The organism is Pseudomonas sp. NPDC096950 (assembly GCF_044762525.1).
Classification (GTDB): Bacteria; Pseudomonadota; Gammaproteobacteria; order Pseudomonadales; family Pseudomonadaceae; genus Aquipseudomonas.
On record NZ_JBIWEL010000045.1, the window covers coordinates 1 to 17,296 of the forward strand.

A 17,296-nucleotide genomic window follows, 5' to 3' on the forward strand; every position below is an offset into this window, starting at 1 on the left:
ATGTTGTCCGAAGCGTTGCCATAACCCGTGAAGAAACTCGTGCCGACGTAAGTCAGGCGCTCGACGTTAGCCGCGACGGTGTAGTTGAGGAGGATCGTGCGCACTTCGTCATTGCCGCCGCCCACTGCTTCGACGACGTTGACCGAGGTGCCGTTGACGAAGTAAACGTCATCACCCGCGCCACCGTTCAAGGTGTGGCCGCTGGTCTGGGCGGTGAGGGTGTCGTTGTAGGCCGATCCGATCACTGTCTCGAAGTTCGACAGTTTGTCGCCTTGGGCATCGCCCCCGACGCCCACGACACCGCTGACCAGACTGACCGTTACCGCGCTGTCCGAACCGGAGTAGTCGATGGTGTCGATGCCGCTCGAACCATCGAGCTGGTCTGCCGCTGCGCCACTGATGAAGGTGTCGTTGTAGTTCGAACCCTGGATATTTTCGATGCCAACGTAGGTATCACCTGCGGCAATGCCGGTGTGCACGCCGGTCTTGGTGTTGATCGTCAGCCCGGAAACACTGTCGTAGTAGCTCGCGGTATCAATGCCAGCCCCGCCAATGAATTGGTCGGCACCTGCGCCGCCCATCAAGTAATCATTGTTTGCCCCACCGGTAATAACGTTGTCCAACGCGTTGCCATAACCCGTGAAAGAACTCGTGCCGACGTAGGTCAGGCGCTCGACGTTTGCCGCGAGGGTGTAGTTGAGGAGGATCGTGCGCACTTCGTCATTACCACCGCCCACTGCTTCGACGACGTTGACCGAAGTGCCGTTGACGTAATAAACGTCATCACCCGCGCCACCGTTCAAGGTGTGGCCGCTGGTCTGGGCAGTCAGGGTGTCGTTGTAGGCCGATCCGATCACTGTCTCGAAGTTCGACAGTTTGTCGCCCTGTGCATCGCCACCGATACCCACCACGCCACTGACCAGACTGACCGTTACCGCGCTGTCCGAGCCGGAGTAATCGATGATATCGATACCGCTCGAACCATCGAGCTGGTCTGCCGCTGCGCCACTGATGAAGGTGTCGTTGTAATTCGAACCCTGGATATTTTCGATGCCGACGTAGGTATCACCTGCGGCAATGCCGGTGTGCACGCCGGTCTTGGTGTTGATCGTCAGCCCGGAAACACTGTCGTAGTAGCTCGCGGTATCAATGCCAGCCCCGCCAATGAACTGGTCTGCACCTGCGCCGCCCATTAGATAATCATTATTTGCCCCACCGGTAATGACGTTGTCCAACGCGTTGCCATAACCCGTGAAGGAACTCGTGCCGACGTAAGTCAGGCGCTCGACGTTTGCCGCGAGGGTGTAGTTGAGGAGGATCGTGCGCACTTCGTCATTACCACCGCCCACTGCTTCGACGACGTTGACCGAAGTGCCGTTGACGTAATAAACGTCATCACCCGCGCCACCGTTCAAGGTGTGGCCGCTGGTCTGGGCGGTGAGGGTGTCGTTGTAGGCCGATCCGATCACCGTTTCGATGGAGGTCAACGTATCGCCTTGAGCGTCTCCACCAAGACCGGTACCAGTCACCAGATTGACGGTCACCCCAGCAGTCGAATTGGCATAAGACGCTGTATCGATCCCGTTCCCGCCATTCAAGACATCCGCCCCTGCCCCGCCATCCAGCAGGTCATTGCCCTCGCCACCACTCAGCGAGTCATTCCCCGCAAACCCGTACAGCTCATCCGCCGCTGTCGTGCCGACCAGAGTGTCCGTACCCGATGTTCCGTTTATTACAGCCATTTTTTCTTCCTTGCCTTTTTGATGAATCGGTAGCCAACACGAAGCCATAGCGGCGCCTCATCCTTCATGGACGGCCCGCTGAACGTGATCATTAGTTGGTTTGAGCAGATAAGACAGGGCGCTTCCAGCACCGGCCTTGAACATCGATTTCCCCAGCGTGCCCGGCACCGGCGCCAGCCTTTGAGGCTTCGCCGGTTGGACAGTGGAAATCGTGACACGCGCGGGATAGATACCCGCGCCTCGCTTCAGTTGGAGCACCCGTGCGGACGCACTGACGGCTTTATGACTATTCACTGTGCTCCATCCTTGTGGAGTGCATCGCATCCATTTCGCCGAAGTCTGCTCCGGCCAGTTTACGCAGGCCGCATGAAAGTTTGACGCTTGCTGACCTTCGCCCGCCGAGGCTGCAAATTCCGCACCACAGAAGCCGACGAACGGTAGAAATCTCAATGTACGCCTTTACATCGCGCATAAAAAAGCCCCTCTCGCGAGGGGCTTTTGGTAAAGCACTACAACCCAACCAATATCAGGTCATCTGAATGATGGTCTGCATGATGGTGCTCTGGGTGGAGATGGTCTTGGCGTTCGCCTGGTAGTTGCTCTGCGCCTTGATCAGGTTGACCAGTTCGTTGGTCAGGTTGACGTTGGACTCTTCCAGGGAGTTGGACTGGATAGAACCCAGAGTGCCAGTTTCCGGCGCGTCGTAGCCCGGGATACCCGAGGCGAACGTCTCTTTCCAGCTGGTGCCGCCGATCGCTTGCAGGCCTTGTTCGTTGGTGAAGCTGGCCAGCGCAACCTGGCCGATGGCCTTGCTCTGGTTGTTGCTGAAGTTGGCGAACAGGGTGCCGGTGCCGTCGATGGTCAAGTTGGTGATCTGGCCAGTGGCGTAACCGTCCTGGGTCGGGATGGAACGCGCGGTGTCTGCGTTGTACTGGGTGGTATTGGCCATGGAGATCGTCACGCCTGCCGGGTTGGCCGCCGCGCCGTTGGCCTTCCAGACGCCGTTGGTCACAGTGCCCGGTACCCAGCTAGTCATTTTCAGGTCGCTGCTGATGACCGGTGCACCAGGTGGTGCCGGAGTGCTGACCTGAGTCAATTTACCATTGGTGTCGAACGACAGCGTCGAGGCTACCGGCGGGGTCGCTGCAGCGGTTGGATCACTGCCGGTCGCATCCGGGTTACGACCATCCACCAGGGTGTAGACCTTCCAGGTGTTGGAACCGGTTTTCACCATGTACTGATCCATGGTGTGCTGGTTGCCCTGGCTGTCATAGATCGGGGTGCTGAACGACTTGGTATAGGTCGCCGTCAGTGTCGGGTTGAACTTGCCAGCCGGGACAGTATCGTCGATGACCGGAGCCGTCGAGTTCAGGTTGATTGTCGAAGTCACGGTCGAAGTGGTCTTCGGCGCCAGGTTCGAGGTGTCGAGTTTCAGGTCAGTCAACACGCCGTTGATGATCTTGCCGTTGGCATCCACGCCGTAGCCTTGCAGGCGGGACGTGTAATCGGTGTTGGTGATGAAACCGTCCTTGTCGACCTTGAACGTACCGTTACGGGTGTAGGACGTCGCACCGTTGTTGCTCAGGGTGAAGAAGCCCGAGCCGTTGATGCCCATGTCCAGCACGTTACCGGTGTTGTTGATGTCACCTTGGGTGAACTGCTGGGAAACGTTGGCCAGGCGCACACCGCTGCCGACCACTTGGCTGCCGCTGCCGAGCTTGGTCGCCGAGTAGACGTCTTCAAATTCGGTACGGGAGGATTTGAAACCGGTGGTCGCGACGTTGGCGATGTTGTTACCGGTCACGTCCAGTTGTTTGTTGGCTGCATAGAGACCGCTAAGGCCGATATTGAAAGACATATTCCACTCCTTTGTGCCGGGTTAGTCGGCTCTATATACCAATGGTTTGAACTTTGGACAGGGCGACCGGGCCCAGGCCTGCGAGGTTGAGCATCAGCTCGCCGCCGGTCTGGCTCAGGGTCACGCTGTTGACGGTAGCCGGCAGGTACACCGCCAGGTCCGTCGCCGTGCCGTTGATCGGTGCACTGGCCTTGATGGTGTAGGCGCCGACCGGAACGGGGTTGCCGCTCGAATCCTTGCCATCCCAAGTGAAACTGGAACTGCCGACCGCGCGGGTGCCCAGGTCGATAGTCCGGACGGTCTTGCCGTCTTTGTCGGCAATGGTCACGGTGCCGCTGGCGATCGACGAGGTCAGGTTCACCGAACCGTTCACAGCTTTGGTCGGATCATCGACCTGGATATTGTTGGTCTGCACGATCACGGAACGGCCAACCAGGGACGACGCCTGCAACGCTTGCGAAGAGCTGTAGTTGCCGGCAATCGAGCTGACCGTGCTGTTGAGCGTGGTGATGCCTTCCAGGCTGCTGAACTGGGCCAACTGGGCGACGAACGCACTGTTGTCCTGCGGGTCCAGCGGATTCTGGTTTTTGAGCTGTGTGACCAGCAATTGCAGGAACGCATCCTTGCCCAGCGTCTGGCCGCCCGTCGCGCTGTTAGTCGCGGAGGCAATGCCGCCCGACGTGGAGCTGCTGGACTTGACGGAAGAGTTCGCCAGGATGTCGTTGATGCTGAGGCCGCTGGTGGAATCGGTAACACTCATCTGAGTCGCCCCTTATCACTGACCGAGGGTCAGGACCTTCTGCATCATGGTTTTGGCGGTGTTCATCATTTCAGCGTTGGTCTGGAACGAACGGCTCGCGGAAATCATGTCGGCCATTTCTTCGACGACGTTGACGTTCGGGTAGTAGACGTAGCCCTTGGCATCGGCGGCCGGGTGGTTCGGCTCGTAGCGTGCTTCAAGGTTGCTCTGGTCTTCGACCACGCCCAGCACTTGCACGCCTTGGCCGGCGGCGTCCTGGCTCTGGAACAGCGAATCGCTGCCGCCGTTCTGGCCGCCCTGGAACATGGTGGCGAACACCGGGTGACGGGCGCGATAGGTCTGGTCGATGCTCGACGAGACGGTTTCGGCGTTGGCGATGTTCGAGGCCACGGTGTTGAGGCGCGTGGTCTGGGCACTCATGCCGCTACCGGCAATGTTGAAAACACTGGCAAGGGACATGACTTACTCTCCACGCAGGGCTGAAACCAGCCCTTTGAATTTGCTGTTGAGCAGGGTGAAGCTGGCCTGGAAGCCGACGGCGTTTTCCGCGTAGTTCGACTGTTCCAGTTGGGCGTCCACGGTGTTCTGGTCGATCGACGGTTGCATCGGCGTGCGATACAGCAGCGACTCGTCGCCATTGCCCAGGCCTTCAGCTTCGATATGACGGCTGTTGGTCATGTTCAAGGCGAAAGTACCGCTCTTGGTTTTCTCGTTCTGTGCGGCAAGCACTTTGGAGAAGTCCAGATCCCGAGCCTTGTAGTTCGGGGTGTCGGCGTTGGCGATGTTGTTGGCCAGGACTTCGGCACGCTGGGCGCGGAAGCCCAGGGCTTGTTCGTGGATACCGAGCGCTTTATCGAAGCTGATGCTCATGTCGGGAAACCTTCGGGTGACCTGATTTTTCGTAACTTGAACATAGCAAGCCGCGTGCCAATTCAAAAAACGCCGTAAACCGGGGCTTTGCGGGCATCGGCAAAGCGGCAATGCCAGAAAAGCGGCAACGGGTTTCCGCCGCCTGCCGCTTTTCTGCCGCTTTGCCATCGGCAACGACTTTGCCTTGTGAGAGCAGGCTTGCTCGCGAAGGCGGTGTATCAGTCGGCATATGCTTTGACTGATAGGCCGCTTTCGCGAGCGAGCCCGCTCCCACATTTGGTAGGCGGTGTTTATGGGAAATGAGCAGGCAAAAAAAAACGGGAGCCCCTGAGGACTCCCGTTTTTTGATGCCGCCAAATATCACTTCGCCTGGTAAATGATCCCCGGGCTGCACTGGACCATCTGGTAATGATCCGGCAAACCGTTCAGCGCTTCGGAAGCGCCGAGGAACAGGTAACCACCTGGCTTCAACGTGCTGTGGATTCGCAACAGGATGTCTTTCTTCACCTCCGCGGAGAAGTAGATCAGTACGTTGCGGCAGAACACGATGTCGAACTTGCCCAGGGCGGCGTAGCTATCGAGCAGGTTGAACGAACGAAACTCGACCCGGCTCTTGATCGGCGCCTTGATCGCCCAGCGCCCCGGCCCTTTCGGATCGAAAAAACGCTGCAGGCGTTCCGGCGACAGACCGCGACCGATCGCCAGGCTGTCGTACTCGCCGGTCTTGCAGTTGGTCAGCATGGTGCCGGACAGGTCGGTGGCAACGATCTGCACGCCCATCTTCAACTGGCCCATGTTGGTCCGCTCGAACTCGTCGATCGACATCGACAGCGAATACGGTTCCTGTCCCGACGAGCACGCCGCCGACCAGATGCGCAGGCGTTGACCGGGAGCAGCCTTGATCGCTTCGGGCAGTACCTTGTTCTTCAAGACTTCAAACGGATAGGTGTCACGAAACCACAGGGTTTCGTTGGTCGTCATGGCATCCACTACCATCTCGCGCAACCCGCTGCGCGGCTGGGTCTGGATGCGCTGGACCAGCTCACCCAGGGATTTGATGCCCTGCTGTTCCATCAGTTTGTTGAGACGGCTCGAGACCAGATATTGCTTGTTTTCACCGAGCAAAATGCCACAGGCTTTTTCCAGGAAGACCCGGAACTGTTCGAAATCCAAATTACCCGTAGACAAAGATACCGCCTCTTAAATCGTGTTGACCGCCAGGGGCAAAAGGCCCCTAGCTGATATCTGCTGCTTTGATCCGGTCGACTACCCGGGATGCCAGGTCATCAGGACGGAATTTGGCAAGGAAGTCATCGGCACCGACTTTCTTGACCATCGCCTGATTGAATACACCCGACAACGAAGTATGCAGGATGATATGAAGCTTTTGCATGCGCGGGTCAGCGCGGATCTCGGCCGTCAGGGTGTACCCGTCCATCTCCGGCATCTCGATGTCGGAAATCATCATCAGGAACTCTTCTTCCGGCTTCTTGCCCTCGTCGACCAGTTTGCGCAGGTAGTCCAGCGCTTGCCGACCGTCGTTCAACGCCACCACTTCGACACCGATCGTCTGCAGGCAACGCGTGACCTGCTTGCGCGCCACCGACGAGTCATCGACCGTCAGCACCCGCAAGGACAACGCCTTGTGCTGGGTTTCGACGTCGACCACACCGACCGAAATCGCTTCCGGCGTTGGCGCCACCTCCGCGAGGATCTTCTCGACGTCGATGATTTCGACTAACTGATTGTCGACCCGAGTCACAGCCGTGAGGTAGTGATCGCGCCCTGTGCCCTTGGGTGGCGGATGAATCTCCTCCCAGTTCATGTTGACGATGCGCTCTACCGACCGGACCAGAAAACCCTGGGTCTTGGTGTTGTACTCCGTGATGATCACGAAGGGATTGCTTTGATCTTTAAGTGCACCGGCACCGGTCGCCATCGCCAGATCAAGGATCGGGATGGTCGCCCCACGAATATTTGCCACACCGCACACGACGGGACTGGACTTGGGCATCAGAGTCAGTTTGGGGCATTGCAGCACCTCACGAACCTTGAACACGTTGATCCCATACAGCTGCTGGCCGTCGAGACGGAACAACAACAGCTCAAGGCGATTCTGCCCTACCAGTTGCGTGCGCTGGTTTACCGAATCCATTACACCAGCCATGCCCAGACTCCTACACCAACAACGCTAAGTTGTGTTGCGACGCACATTCATCACTAAACGGCACGGCGCTTGCTTTTTAACCCGTATGAACGAACAAACGACATTTTTCCGACACCTGACATCAAACTACCGCAAATTGCTTTGCGTGGTGTCGGCTGTTTGCCTGTTGCCCCTTGGCAGCCCTGCCGTTGCTGACGCGGTTACCTTGCCTGACATGCTTATCGGCGTCACTCAGGGCTTTCTTGAATTCACCGTAGAAGACTATCTGGCCACCAGTCAAACGGAAGGTCGCTATGAAATCGAGGTCAAACAGCTCGATCCGCGCTTGCGCATGCCCATGTGCGACAAGGAATTGACAGCCTCTTTGGAGAGCCCGGCCACCCCGATCGGCCGGGTCACGGTCAAGGTCCGCTGTGAGGGCAGCTCCCCGTGGACAGTGTTCGTGCCCGCTCAAGTGCGCCTGTTTCGAGACGTTGTTATCACCACTCGCCCACTCAAGCGCGCAGGCATTATCGAACCCGGCGATGTCGCAATGCGCGAGCGCGACATCAGCCTGATCAACCAGGGGTATTTCACCTCGGTTGACCAGGCAATTGGACAGAAACTTACCCGACCAACGGTAGGCGATCAGGTGATAACCCTGGTTCATCTGGAACAGGCGGAAGTCGTGCGCAAAGGCGACCAGGTGGTGATTACCGCCCGCAGTGGTACGCTCAGTGTGCGCATGCCGGGCGAAGCCCTCTCCAATGGCGGCCTGGCCGAACAAATACGGGTGAAAAACCTGAATTCGATGCGGGTCATCAAGGCGCAAGTCACCGCGCCGGGACAAGTGGAAGTGTCCATGTAGGGACCTGGCTATGGCGCTCTGGCAGGCTGTTACCTAAACTGTGCCCATGCAGCGCTGGCGCATGCAGCTCATTGCTTAAATGAGCCTAAAGTTTTCGCAGGTATTGCCGAAAACATGGCAAGCGTCCAAATACCCAGAGGTTTTTTTATCATGGTCATCGATTTCAGCCGTTTGAACAGCTCCTCGTCACTTACGGGCAGTACACGTACCAGCGTTGCCAAGGAAACCGCCGACGCCGGCAAATCCGCGCCGCTGAATACCCCGGCCGAACAGGCCAGTACCGTCGCAAGCGGGGAATCGGTACATCTCAGCAATGAGGCTCAACAGTTGCAGAAGGTCACTGACAAGCTGCGCGATCAGCCTGCCGTCGATAACGCCCGTGTGGCCGAGTTGAAAGCAGCGATTGCCGATGGCAGCTATAAAGTCGACAGCAGCCGTGTAGCCAGCAAACTGCTCAACTTCGAAGCCCAGCGCTAGGCCACCGCCTGCGCCAGGCTTTTGGACGCTTAAAACCCAAGGCCAGCCATGCACGACACTAATCTACTGCAACTGATCACCGACGACTTTGCTCCAGCTCAACGCTTGCTGGAGTTACTGCAAACCGAGTCCCTCGCCTTGCACGGTCGCGACATGCCACTGCTCGAAGAAATTCTGGCGCAGAAACAGGCATTGATCATTTTGCTCGAACAGCATGGCCGCAAGCGCAGCGAAATCCTCGCCAGCCTCAACTTGCCGACCACTCGCAGCGGCCTTGAGCAACTCGCCGGTCACTCGAGCATCGGCGACCAGTTACTGCAACAAGGCGATGTGCTGACCGATCTCCTGGCTCAATGCCAGGCGGCCAACGTCAAGAATGGCCAGTCGATCCTGATGCAGCAGGCCGCCACGGCCAATCAGCTGAAAATCCTCACCGGTGGCGAACCTCCAGCGCTCTACGACGCCCGCGGCTCAACCGCGAAGATGGCGAAGCCACGTCCGCTCAGCCAGGCTTGAAAGCCCGCCAATGAGCACGCCCTATCAAGACGCGAAACATACTGGCAGAATGCCCGCTAGTAGTCATATTTTGTCTGGAGATTGATGAACCGTGTTCAATGCCTCAAGCGCGGAAGACGCTCCGCAACCACCCAAGGTGCTCACCACACCTCTGGAAATCTCCGGCAATCTTCGGCAGCTGCAAGACAGCCATGACCCGCTGATCATCACGTTCCACGAGCGCAGCCAGCGCTTCCAGAGTTATCTGGTGGACCTTGATCGTGACAGCAACATGATCGCCCTGGATGAAATGATCCCCCGCGACGGTGAACGCTACCTGCTGGCCGGCGAGCCGTTCAAGGTCGAAGGCTTTCACGACGGCGTGCGCATTGCCTGGGAAAGTAACGGTCCGTTGACCATCGACGAGTCCGGCGGCGGTCGTTGCTACCGTGGCGCGCTGCCTTCCGAAGTGGTTTACCACCAGCGTCGCAATGCCTTTCGCGCTGCGTTGAAGCTCGCACAACTGGTCAATGTCGAATTGGGCGGTGAAAAGCTCAAGTCGCCGATCAGCGGCAAGTTGCTGGACATCTCCGCCACCGGTTGCAAGTTGCGTTTCGAGGGCGACATCACCTCCAGCCTGCAACTGGGCCAGGTGTATGACCGCTTTATCGCCGCCCTGCCCTTTGGCAGCATGACCGCCCCGGTGGAACTGCGTTACCTGCACTTCGAAGAAAGAATCTCCACCACCTTCGCCGGCGTGCGCTTTCACAACATGAGCGGCCTGGTGCAACGGCAGGTCGAGCGCTTCGTTTATCAGCTGCAACGCGAAGCCCGACGTTTCGACAAAGACGACATGTAACCTCGGCGCTTCAATAAAAAACGGGCAGTCCCTTGCGGTGACTGCCCGTTTTTTTATGCGTCGAGTTTAAGGCCTGGCCTCGGTGAAGCTTTGTTCGCGGCCGGTGTCCGGGTCTTCCGGATCATTCGGATCTTCCGGGGACGGATCGACTTCCGGCTCGGGCTCTGGGTGTGGCTCGATCGGATTCTGCATCTGATCCTGCACCACTTGCTCATCGACCCGTGGGTCAAGGGCCGCCACCAGCGGCGAACTCGACATGCTGTCCGGCATGGCCACGTGATGCAATGGTGCGTCGTCGACCACATGCAGGTTGGTCACCGCTTTCGGGCGAATCCGCCACACCAGCACCAACGCAAAAAAACTGAAGAAGGCATACAGCATGTGGCTGCCGAACAGTTTCATCAGCACGCCGGCCACCAACGGCCCGATACTGGCCCCGACACCGTAGGTCACCAGCAACATGGCCGTCAGGGACACCCGGCGATCACCCTCGACGTGGTCATTGGAGAACGCCACGGCCAACGGATACAGGCAGAACTGCACCAGCGAGCAGAGGAACCCGGCGATGAACAGCACCTCCAGCGGCACCTCGGTCATGATCGCCAATGGCAACGCGGCAACCGCCAGGCACAAGGCAAAGCAGCGGATCAGCAGCGCCCGATCATACCGATCGGACAACCAGCCCAACGGCCACTGCACCACCAGTCCGGCAAAAATGCAGCTACCCATGAACAGACCGACCTGCTCCGTGGACAAGCCCTGCTGAGAGGCATACAGCGGCGCCAGACCGTAGAACGAGCCGACGATCAACCCGGCGCCCAACACCGTGCTCAACGACTGCGGCACGCGCTTGATGAAGAACCTTGGCTCCATCGGTGCAGGATGCAAAGGCGCCGGGTGAATGCGTCGAGTCAGGGCCACCGGCACCAGGCACAACGCAAAGCACAGGGCGACCAGCATCAGCAGTTCCAGGCCCAGGGCCGGGTGCAGAACCAGAATCAACTGACCCAACACCAGCCCCAGGTACGAGGCGATCATGTAGCCGCTGAACACCAGCCCACGTTGCTTGGCTTCAGCCTGCTCATTGAGCCAGCTCTCGATCACCATGTATTGGCACATCATGCCAAGACCGACGATGACCCGCAGAAACAGCCACGCGGGCAACCAGTCGATCAAACCGTGGCCTAACACCGCAGCGCCGACAATCCCGGCGCACGCTGCATAGGCGCGAATATGGCCGACCCGGGCAATCAGCCGGTGGCCGATCTTGCCGCCCAGCACCAGGCCGAAATAGTTGGCCGCCATCAGCGCACCGACCCACAAGCTATCGACATGGTCAGCGGCCAGGCGCAGGCCCAGATAGGTACTTAACAGGCCTGAGCCGATCAACATCATCAGCGAGGCGAAATACAGCGCTCGAAAGGATTTCCAGATTTGGCGCATCGGCGTTCCGAGCGGCTCCTTGCAGTGGGATCGGGCTATCGCAAACGATAGCCCGGAGACGAGAGATCGTCAGGCCTGGGCTGCTAAAACACGCCGTTCCCAGGGAGTAATTTCATCAAAGAAGCTGGTCAACTCCATGGTCTTCGAAGCGATGTAACCTTCGATGAACTCCTTGCCAAACAGTTCCTTCGCCAATTGGCTACGTTTCAGACGTTCGAGGGCAGCGTGCAAGGTACATGGCAACGAAAGATTATCCGGCACCACGAATTCGCCCTGGATGGCTTCGCTCGGTTCCAGCTCGTTTTCGATGCCGTGCAGCCCCGCGGCGAGGCTTGCGGCGATCGCCAGGTACGGGTTGGCATCGGCGCCGGGCAAGCGGTTCTCCACGCGACGGGCCACCGGCGAACTGGCCGGAATGCGCAAACCCGCCGCCCGGTTGTCGTGGGACCAGCAGGCATTATTCGGCGACGCAAACGGATGGCACAAGCGCTGATAGGAATTCACGTTCGGCGCAAACAACGCCGTGAAGTCGGCCATGCCGGCCTGTTGACCACCAATGAAATGACGGAAGGTCGCGGTCGGTTCCCCTGCCTTGTCGCTGAACACATTACGACCGCTGCCGATCTCGACGATGCTCTGGTGAATATGCATCGAACTGCCCGGCGTGTGCGCCAATGGCTTGGCCATGCACACCACAGTCAGGCCGTGCTTGAGTGCGACTTCCTTGAGCAGGTGCTTGAACAAAAAGGTCTGGTCGGCCAGCAGCAGTGGATCACCGTGCAGCAGATTGATCTCGAACTGGCTGACGCCCATCTCGTGCATGAAGGTATCGCGCGGCAAGCCCAGGGCCGCCATGCACTCATAGACTTCGCTGAAGAATGGGCGCAAGCCGTTATTGGAGCTGACGCTGAACGCCGAATGACCGTCCTCGCGACGACCGTCCAGGCCCAGCGGCGGCTGGAAGGGTTGCGTCGGATCGGGGTTGGGCGCGAAGACAAAGAATTCAAGCTCGGTCGCCACCACCGGCGCGAGGCCGCGTGCGGCGTAACGGGCGATGACAGCCTTGAGTTGGCCGCGAGTCGATAGAGAGGAACTCTCGCCGGTCAGTTCGTCGGCATCGCAAATGGCGAATGCCCGAGGCTGCTTGCTCCAGGGCAAGCGATGAATCTGCGCAGGATCCGCCACCAGCGCCAGGTCGCCATCATCGCTGCCGTAAAAACGCGCTGGCGGATATCCGCCCATGATGCATTGCAGCAGCACACCCCGCGCCATCTGCAACCGTCGCCCTTCGAGGAATCCCTCGGCGGTCATTACCTTGCCCCGTGGTACGCCGTTCAAATCCGGCGTGACACATTCAATCTCATCAATGCCCGTCAATCGCTGAGCGAGTGAACGCTGGCCATCGGTTGTCATGACGCAATCCTTGTTGTTGTGCGAGCCGCGAACGGCGACCCGTACAAAATAGGCTCCGGCCGTTCGGAATATCAAGCACTCCCGAACAAAAAACCAACCGATGCCCTACACCCTGTAGAAGCTGGCGAAGCCTGCGATCTTTTGATCTTGCTTCCACACAGTCAAAAGATCGCAGCCTTCGGCAACGCCTGCCAGAGAGAAATGTATCAAGGGAGGTAAAGACTGAAGACACCACCGCCCAATGGGCCGCCGTTGCTGATGCGGGTATAGCCGCCGACGCCATTGCGCTGATGCAACGCCGCAATCCGACCGGCGAAGTACAGGCCCAGGCCAGTGCTGCCAGAGCTTTGGTTGATGCCCTGCACGTAATCAGCCTGGCGTTCGATCATCGCGGGCGGATAGCCCTCGCCGTCGTCGTTGATGGTGATCACCAACTGACCGGCCTCATCGCTGACCGTGATCAACAGCGCATCCTTGGCGTAGCGAATCGCGTTGTTGATGCAGTTGGCCAATACCGAAGCGATCAACTCGCGGTCGAAAAAACCCAACGGGCTCAGCGGATCCACTTCGTAGGTCGCCATGATGCCGCGACTGGCGAACACCTCCTGGTGCGCCGCCAGTTGTGCTTCGATGAAGTCGTCCAGCTCATGGTAAGCCGGCTGCAAGGGCATCTGGTTGACCCCAAGCTTATACAGCCCCAATAGCTGCACGAGCATGCCGTTGAGGTGCGCGAATTCGAAGTCGATGACGCCCTGCTCTTTGGATTGCTGCTGATCGGGCATGCGCGCCAGCCATTGGCTGTGAGCCTGCATCAGCATCGCCAGGGAGTTCTTCATGTCGTGCACGGTGGAGGCAATCACCGTGGAGAAATCGAGTGCCTGTTCGCTGTCGTTCATTCGCCAAACGCCTTGCTTCGCAGTTTCTGGTAACGGGAAAAACGCGCGTCGGTATCGGGCATCAGGCCGACCATTTTCAGGCAGGCCTGGCACTCCTCGAGTTCCGCCGACGGCACACTGGTGTCCGTGCCATGCAGTAGCGATTGCGCCATGTTCAGCGCAATGCTGATGTTCTTCGGTTGCAGCGCCAGGGCTTTGCGGAACACGTCCCGCGCTTCCACCAGGTTGCCGGTCTTGTACACGCGCACACCTTGGCGGTTGAGATCGGCAGCGGCGTTACCGGCGTTGAGAATGGTCGGGTCGTCGGTCAGCTTGGCAATGCCCTGCATCACCGTAGGATCGTCACCGTAGATCTCCGCACAGTTTTTCAGCATCGACGCGCCGGCGCTGGCCTGGCCGAGCATTTGCAGTTGCTTGGCCACCAGCAGCGCCGCTTCGGCACTCATGAATTGCTCCATGCCATCGAGGCGCATCATCGCTTGCTCGGTGAGCTTCTCGGCGGTCTCGGCATCGTTGAGTAACAGGCTGGTCGCCTTCATCAGCCGCGCACGAATCTGCAGGCCGGGATCGGAAGGGTTCTCCTTGGCCACCGCGCTGAGCGTCGTGTTGATTTCCAATCGGGTCCGGGTATCGAGCCCCTTCTCACTGCCTTTGCTGATCAAGGCATGGGCCAGTCCCAGGTTGCTTTCCGCATCCTTGAAACGCGACTGGGCACCTTGAGCCACCGCCTGACGATAGGCTTTGGAGGCGGTTTCAAAATCTTCGTTGGTCATCGCCAGCTTACCCAGCAACGCTTGCCGGCGAACCGCCAGTGGCGACAGGCGAATGGCTTCTTCCAATACTCGCTGGGCGCCCTTGGTATCACCTTCGGCGACCAGCACGTCAGCCATGCCGTCATAGAGCGCGGGCATCATCGGGAAGACTTTCAGCGCCTTTTCGTAGACACCTTTGGCCTGGCTGACCTGGCCACGCTTGAACAGCAACTTGCCCAATCCGGCAAACGCCCATGGTAACGGTCGATCCGCGATGATGCTGTCGTAAAGGCGCTCCAGCGCCTCGTTCTGGTTCAGGTCGCGCAGGGCATCGGCGCGATAACGCAGGCACAGCGGCGAGTAGCGGATGTCCTGCTTGCACAAGGCGATACAAGCGTTGAGCACCTCGACCGGTTTACCACGGTCGAGAGCCTGCAGGATCGGCTTGAGCAACGTCTTGCGCTGTACCAGTCGCTCCAGTCGCTGGGCCAGGCCGGAGCGGTTGAACGGCTTGGTCAGGTACGCGTCGGGCTCATGCTCCAGGGCACTGAGCACCATGGCCTGACTGGTCTCGGCGGTGACCATGACAAACACGCTTTCATGGCTGATCAGCTTCTCGATCATCAGGTCTTCGAGCACCTGTTGACCGTTCTTCTTGCCATCGCCCAGGTGAAAATCCTGCAAGATAAAATCGTAAGACTTCTGCGCACACATGCGCAGCGCCTGCTCACCGGTATCAGCGGTGTCGACATCCTTGATGCCCAGCTCCCGCAGCATGGACCTGACGGAGCTGCGGAAATCCGAGAAATCATCGACGATCAGAAAACTCTTTTGGTGATACGACAGCATCGAAGATTTCCAGGCAATTTAAGAAGAACAACCCAAAGGCAACTACACGGCGTTGCCCTATCGGCGCGCAGATAATAGCTGGCGGCAAAAGGCTATCAAGCGATTTCTCATAAACTCGCAGGTTGCCGCAAGCAAAGAGAACCTCAACCGTTCGGGTTATCGGCCAGGAGTAGCGTTCCCTTGAAGCGGTAGACGTATAAACGTGCATTTGGCTGCATCGGTGCCGGCCTTGATGCACACTCGACGGCGTCGCGACGTACTTACTCTATGAACTCAAGGCCATATTACTGTGTACATCAAAGGACGCTGTATTTTGTCCGCTTGTGCCCTGCTGTCGGCTCAGCATGCACTGGCGACTGGAATGGACTGTACAAAAGCGGCAAGCGCCGTTGAGAAAACCATCTGTGCGAATAATGGGCTATATGAACTCGATACCCAGATGGGCGGGATTTACCGAGGATTGTTCAAGGCCAGCCCTGCAGCCCAGGCTGAATTGAAGACGGCCCAGCGCATCTGGCTGAAGACACGCGATCAATGTACCGACAATCAGGATTGCCTTGATCAACGCTACCGCGAGCGCGTTCAGTCACTGCAAATGCAATTGAATGAAGCCGTCGCCTACAAGCCTTTGGATGTCGACAAGTTAGCCGCGGAAGATCTGCGACGAGCGATACAAACCGCAAGTAACGCCGATGCGGAGTTTCCACTGGAGCGAACACTTGAGTCACTGGCGATCAAAACAGACGCTTCTCAGTTTTCAGATGTAGAGGAGGACGACGCCTCGGCAGACGAAGCGCATTTTCCAACAGCGGCCCCCAAGGGCGTCACGCCAGATGAGTGGAACGCTCTCATCGCTTCCAAAATCGAGGGGGCCAGCGAGTCTGGAAAAAGCACGTATACGTTGATGGATCTGGACGGGGATGGACGGCGGGATCTGATTGTCGACACCTACGCAGGTGGCACTGGCTTATTTTCTTATATAGAAACGTATCACCGCACGGGAGATGTGTTTGTCAGGAGGACAAGTGCTCTCGACTCTGAATCGAGTTCCAACAGTTTTTTGCTATCGCTCAATGATCGAGGGGCGAACCAATCCGTGGACTGGATAAACCTCCGTGGTCGTGTGTATGCGGCCTACCGAAACAGCTACTACGGCGTTGATCAGCTTTATCTGCTCAATCCTCTCGAAGTTACGGGAGCCGTGCCCATTGTGACGGTTCACTACCGTTATCAATTGTCTGTCCCCAAGATTCAAAAAGATGAAGCCAGCGACACGAGCGTCACCTTGGACGATGCGCTGCATGGCGCACTCACTCAGGCACTGGGCAAAGTCAGCAAAACCGAAGCAAACGATGTAGGTGAACAAAAAGAACCCATTTGCCCAATTCCCCCGTCCGGGGAAGGTGACGGTGCCTACTACGGTTATGGCCCAGGACATTACACCTTCGAAATTGTTGGTGATATGCCTGTTGTCATTGGAGGGCAGTGCTACATCGGAAGGATGGTGGATTGGTTTGGGAGTTACAGCGCCAAGGATGGGCTTGGAGCCCAATTAGTGCTGCGCAAGCCCGACCTGGAAGAAACAGAACGTAGTTACCAAGTGAATGGAAAACGCCGCATGACCGATGTGGTCACCTCAATGGGTAAAGTCGAGGGGGACAATGGCGGCTAGTTGGTGCCTTGGTTCTTTAGTTTGCGAATGCAAAAGCCCCATCAGTGCTTCTGACGGGGCTTTTTAATTTTCGCTGTTTGCTGCGCCACTTTCCTGCAGGCAAAACAAAACCCCTACCTGCATACGCAGATAGGGGTTTCGGAATTTAATCTTGACGATGACCTACTCTCACATGGGGAAACCCCACACTACCATC

At 58.1% G+C, this 17,296-nt stretch carries 16 protein-coding genes; 5 read left to right on the top strand and 11 right to left on the bottom strand.

From position 1 onward, the window contains the following. The 7 genes from ACIQY3_RS33850 to ACIQY3_RS33880 all read right to left on the bottom strand — a co-directional run. On the bottom strand, nt 1–1,742 hold a 1,742-nt coding region (locus ACIQY3_RS33850; RefSeq protein ID WP_403028923.1), incomplete at its 3' end, for a beta strand repeat-containing protein. 526 nt (nt 1,743–2,268) lie between these two features. Beyond that, nucleotides 2,269–3,600 carry a flagellar hook protein FlgE gene (gene flgE, locus ACIQY3_RS33855; protein WP_054054823.1) on the bottom strand — a complete coding sequence of 444 codons (1,332 nt, stop codon included), beginning with the start codon at nt 3,598–3,600 and terminating at the stop codon, nt 2,269–2,271. A gap of 31 nt (nt 3,601–3,631) precedes the next feature. Beyond that, a complete protein-coding gene (gene flgD / locus ACIQY3_RS33860; RefSeq protein WP_403028927.1) occupies nt 3,632–4,360 on the bottom strand; it encodes a flagellar hook assembly protein FlgD in 729 nt (242 codons plus the stop codon). A 15-nt stretch (nt 4,361–4,375) separates the two neighbouring features. Next, the gene (flgC, locus tag ACIQY3_RS33865) at nt 4,376–4,819 is read right to left on the bottom strand and encodes a flagellar basal body rod protein FlgC (RefSeq protein WP_054054819.1); all 444 of its coding nucleotides are present in this window, start codon (nt 4,817–4,819) and stop codon (nt 4,376–4,378) included. A 3-nt stretch (nt 4,820–4,822) separates the two neighbouring features. Then, nucleotides 4,823–5,230, bottom strand: coding sequence for a flagellar basal body rod protein FlgB (flgB, locus tag ACIQY3_RS33870; protein ID WP_223516188.1), 408 nt, complete (start codon nt 5,228–5,230; stop codon nt 4,823–4,825). Nucleotides 5,231–5,590: 360 nt separating this feature from the next. Continuing rightward, on the bottom strand, nt 5,591–6,418 hold the full coding sequence (gene cheR / locus ACIQY3_RS33875) for a protein-glutamate O-methyltransferase CheR (protein ID WP_054054816.1): 828 nt from the start codon (nt 6,416–6,418) through the stop codon (nt 5,591–5,593). A 46-nt stretch (nt 6,419–6,464) separates the two neighbouring features. After that, complete coding sequence (locus ACIQY3_RS33880) at nt 6,465–7,397, bottom strand: chemotaxis protein CheV (protein ID WP_403028932.1); 933 nt, start codon at nt 7,395–7,397, stop codon at nt 6,465–6,467. Nucleotides 7,398–7,482: 85 nt separating this feature from the next. On the opposite strand from ACIQY3_RS33880, the gene flgA reads away from it, so the two are divergent. The 4 genes from flgA to ACIQY3_RS33900 all read left to right on the top strand — a co-directional run bounded on the left by flgA (nt 7,483) and on the right by ACIQY3_RS33900 (nt 10,075). Beyond that, entirely contained in the window at nt 7,483–8,244 is a 762-nt protein-coding gene (gene flgA / locus ACIQY3_RS33885; RefSeq protein WP_403028934.1) for a flagellar basal body P-ring formation chaperone FlgA, read from the top strand. A gap of 150 nt (nt 8,245–8,394) precedes the next feature. Beyond that, nucleotides 8,395–8,721 (top strand): flagellar biosynthesis anti-sigma factor FlgM, encoded by a 327-nt coding sequence (flgM, locus tag ACIQY3_RS33890; RefSeq protein ID WP_054054809.1) that lies wholly within the window; start codon nt 8,395–8,397, stop codon nt 8,719–8,721. Nucleotides 8,722–8,769: 48 nt separating this feature from the next. Beyond that, on the top strand, nt 8,770–9,237 hold the full coding sequence (locus ACIQY3_RS33895; RefSeq protein ID WP_403028937.1) for a flagella synthesis protein FlgN: 468 nt from the start codon (nt 8,770–8,772) through the stop codon (nt 9,235–9,237). A gap of 91 nt (nt 9,238–9,328) precedes the next feature. After that, a complete protein-coding gene (locus ACIQY3_RS33900) occupies nt 9,329–10,075 on the top strand; it encodes a flagellar brake protein (protein WP_403028939.1) in 747 nt (248 codons plus the stop codon). Nucleotides 10,076–10,141: 66 nt separating this feature from the next. Here ACIQY3_RS33900 and ACIQY3_RS33905 read toward each other — a convergent pair whose 3' ends face one another. The 4 genes from ACIQY3_RS33905 to ACIQY3_RS33920 form a co-directional block, all read right to left on the bottom strand. Next, nucleotides 10,142–11,518: an MFS transporter gene (locus ACIQY3_RS33905; RefSeq protein ID WP_403028941.1), complete on the bottom strand. Its 1,377-nt coding sequence runs from the start codon at nt 11,516–11,518 to the stop codon at nt 10,142–10,144. A gap of 69 nt (nt 11,519–11,587) precedes the next feature. Then, nucleotides 11,588–12,829 carry a glutamine synthetase family protein gene (locus tag ACIQY3_RS33910; protein ID WP_403028956.1) on the bottom strand — a complete coding sequence of 414 codons (1,242 nt, stop codon included), beginning with the start codon at nt 12,827–12,829 and terminating at the stop codon, nt 11,588–11,590. 308 nt (nt 12,830–13,137) lie between these two features. Then, a complete protein-coding gene (locus ACIQY3_RS33915) occupies nt 13,138–13,827 on the bottom strand; it encodes a sensor histidine kinase (RefSeq protein WP_403028946.1) in 690 nt (229 codons plus the stop codon). Further along, a complete protein-coding gene (locus ACIQY3_RS33920; protein WP_403028949.1) occupies nt 13,824–15,428 on the bottom strand; it encodes a response regulator in 1,605 nt (534 codons plus the stop codon). The genes ACIQY3_RS33915 and ACIQY3_RS33920 overlap by 4 nt, the downstream gene beginning before the upstream one ends. A 289-nt stretch (nt 15,429–15,717) precedes the next feature. Between ACIQY3_RS33920 and ACIQY3_RS33925 the strand changes: the two genes are divergently transcribed. After that, nucleotides 15,718–17,100 (top strand): lysozyme inhibitor LprI family protein, encoded by a 1,383-nt coding sequence (locus ACIQY3_RS33925; protein ID WP_403028952.1) that lies wholly within the window; start codon nt 15,718–15,720, stop codon nt 17,098–17,100. Nucleotides 17,101–17,296 lie beyond the last annotated feature (196 nt).

Coding starts and splice junctions, on each gene's coding strand:
- flgE (WP_054054823.1), bottom strand. CDS start 3,600: ATGTCTTTCAATATCGGCCTTAGCGGTCTCTATGCAGCCAACAAACAA.
- flgD (WP_403028927.1), bottom strand. CDS start 4,360: ATGAGTGTTACCGATTCCACCAGCGGCCTCAGCATCAACGACATCCTG.
- flgC (WP_054054819.1), bottom strand. CDS start 4,819: ATGTCCCTTGCCAGTGTTTTCAACATTGCCGGTAGCGGCATGAGTGCC.
- flgB (WP_223516188.1), bottom strand. CDS start 5,230: ATGAGCATCAGCTTCGATAAAGCGCTCGGTATCCACGAACAAGCCCTG.
- ACIQY3_RS33880 (WP_403028932.1), bottom strand. CDS start 7,397: ATGGCTGGTGTAATGGATTCGGTAAACCAGCGCACGCAACTGGTAGGG.
- flgA (WP_403028934.1), top strand. CDS start 7,483: ATGAACGAACAAACGACATTTTTCCGACACCTGACATCAAACTACCGC.
- flgM (WP_054054809.1), top strand. CDS start 8,395: ATGGTCATCGATTTCAGCCGTTTGAACAGCTCCTCGTCACTTACGGGC.
- ACIQY3_RS33895 (WP_403028937.1), top strand. CDS start 8,770: ATGCACGACACTAATCTACTGCAACTGATCACCGACGACTTTGCTCCA.
- ACIQY3_RS33905 (WP_403028941.1), bottom strand. CDS start 11,518: ATGCGCCAAATCTGGAAATCCTTTCGAGCGCTGTATTTCGCCTCGCTG.
- ACIQY3_RS33910 (WP_403028956.1), bottom strand. CDS start 12,829: ATGACCGCCGAGGGATTCCTCGAAGGGCGACGGTTGCAGATGGCGCGG.
- ACIQY3_RS33915 (WP_403028946.1), bottom strand. CDS start 13,827: ATGAACGACAGCGAACAGGCACTCGATTTCTCCACGGTGATTGCCTCC.
- ACIQY3_RS33920 (WP_403028949.1), bottom strand. CDS start 15,428: ATGCTGTCGTATCACCAAAAGAGTTTTCTGATCGTCGATGATTTCTCG.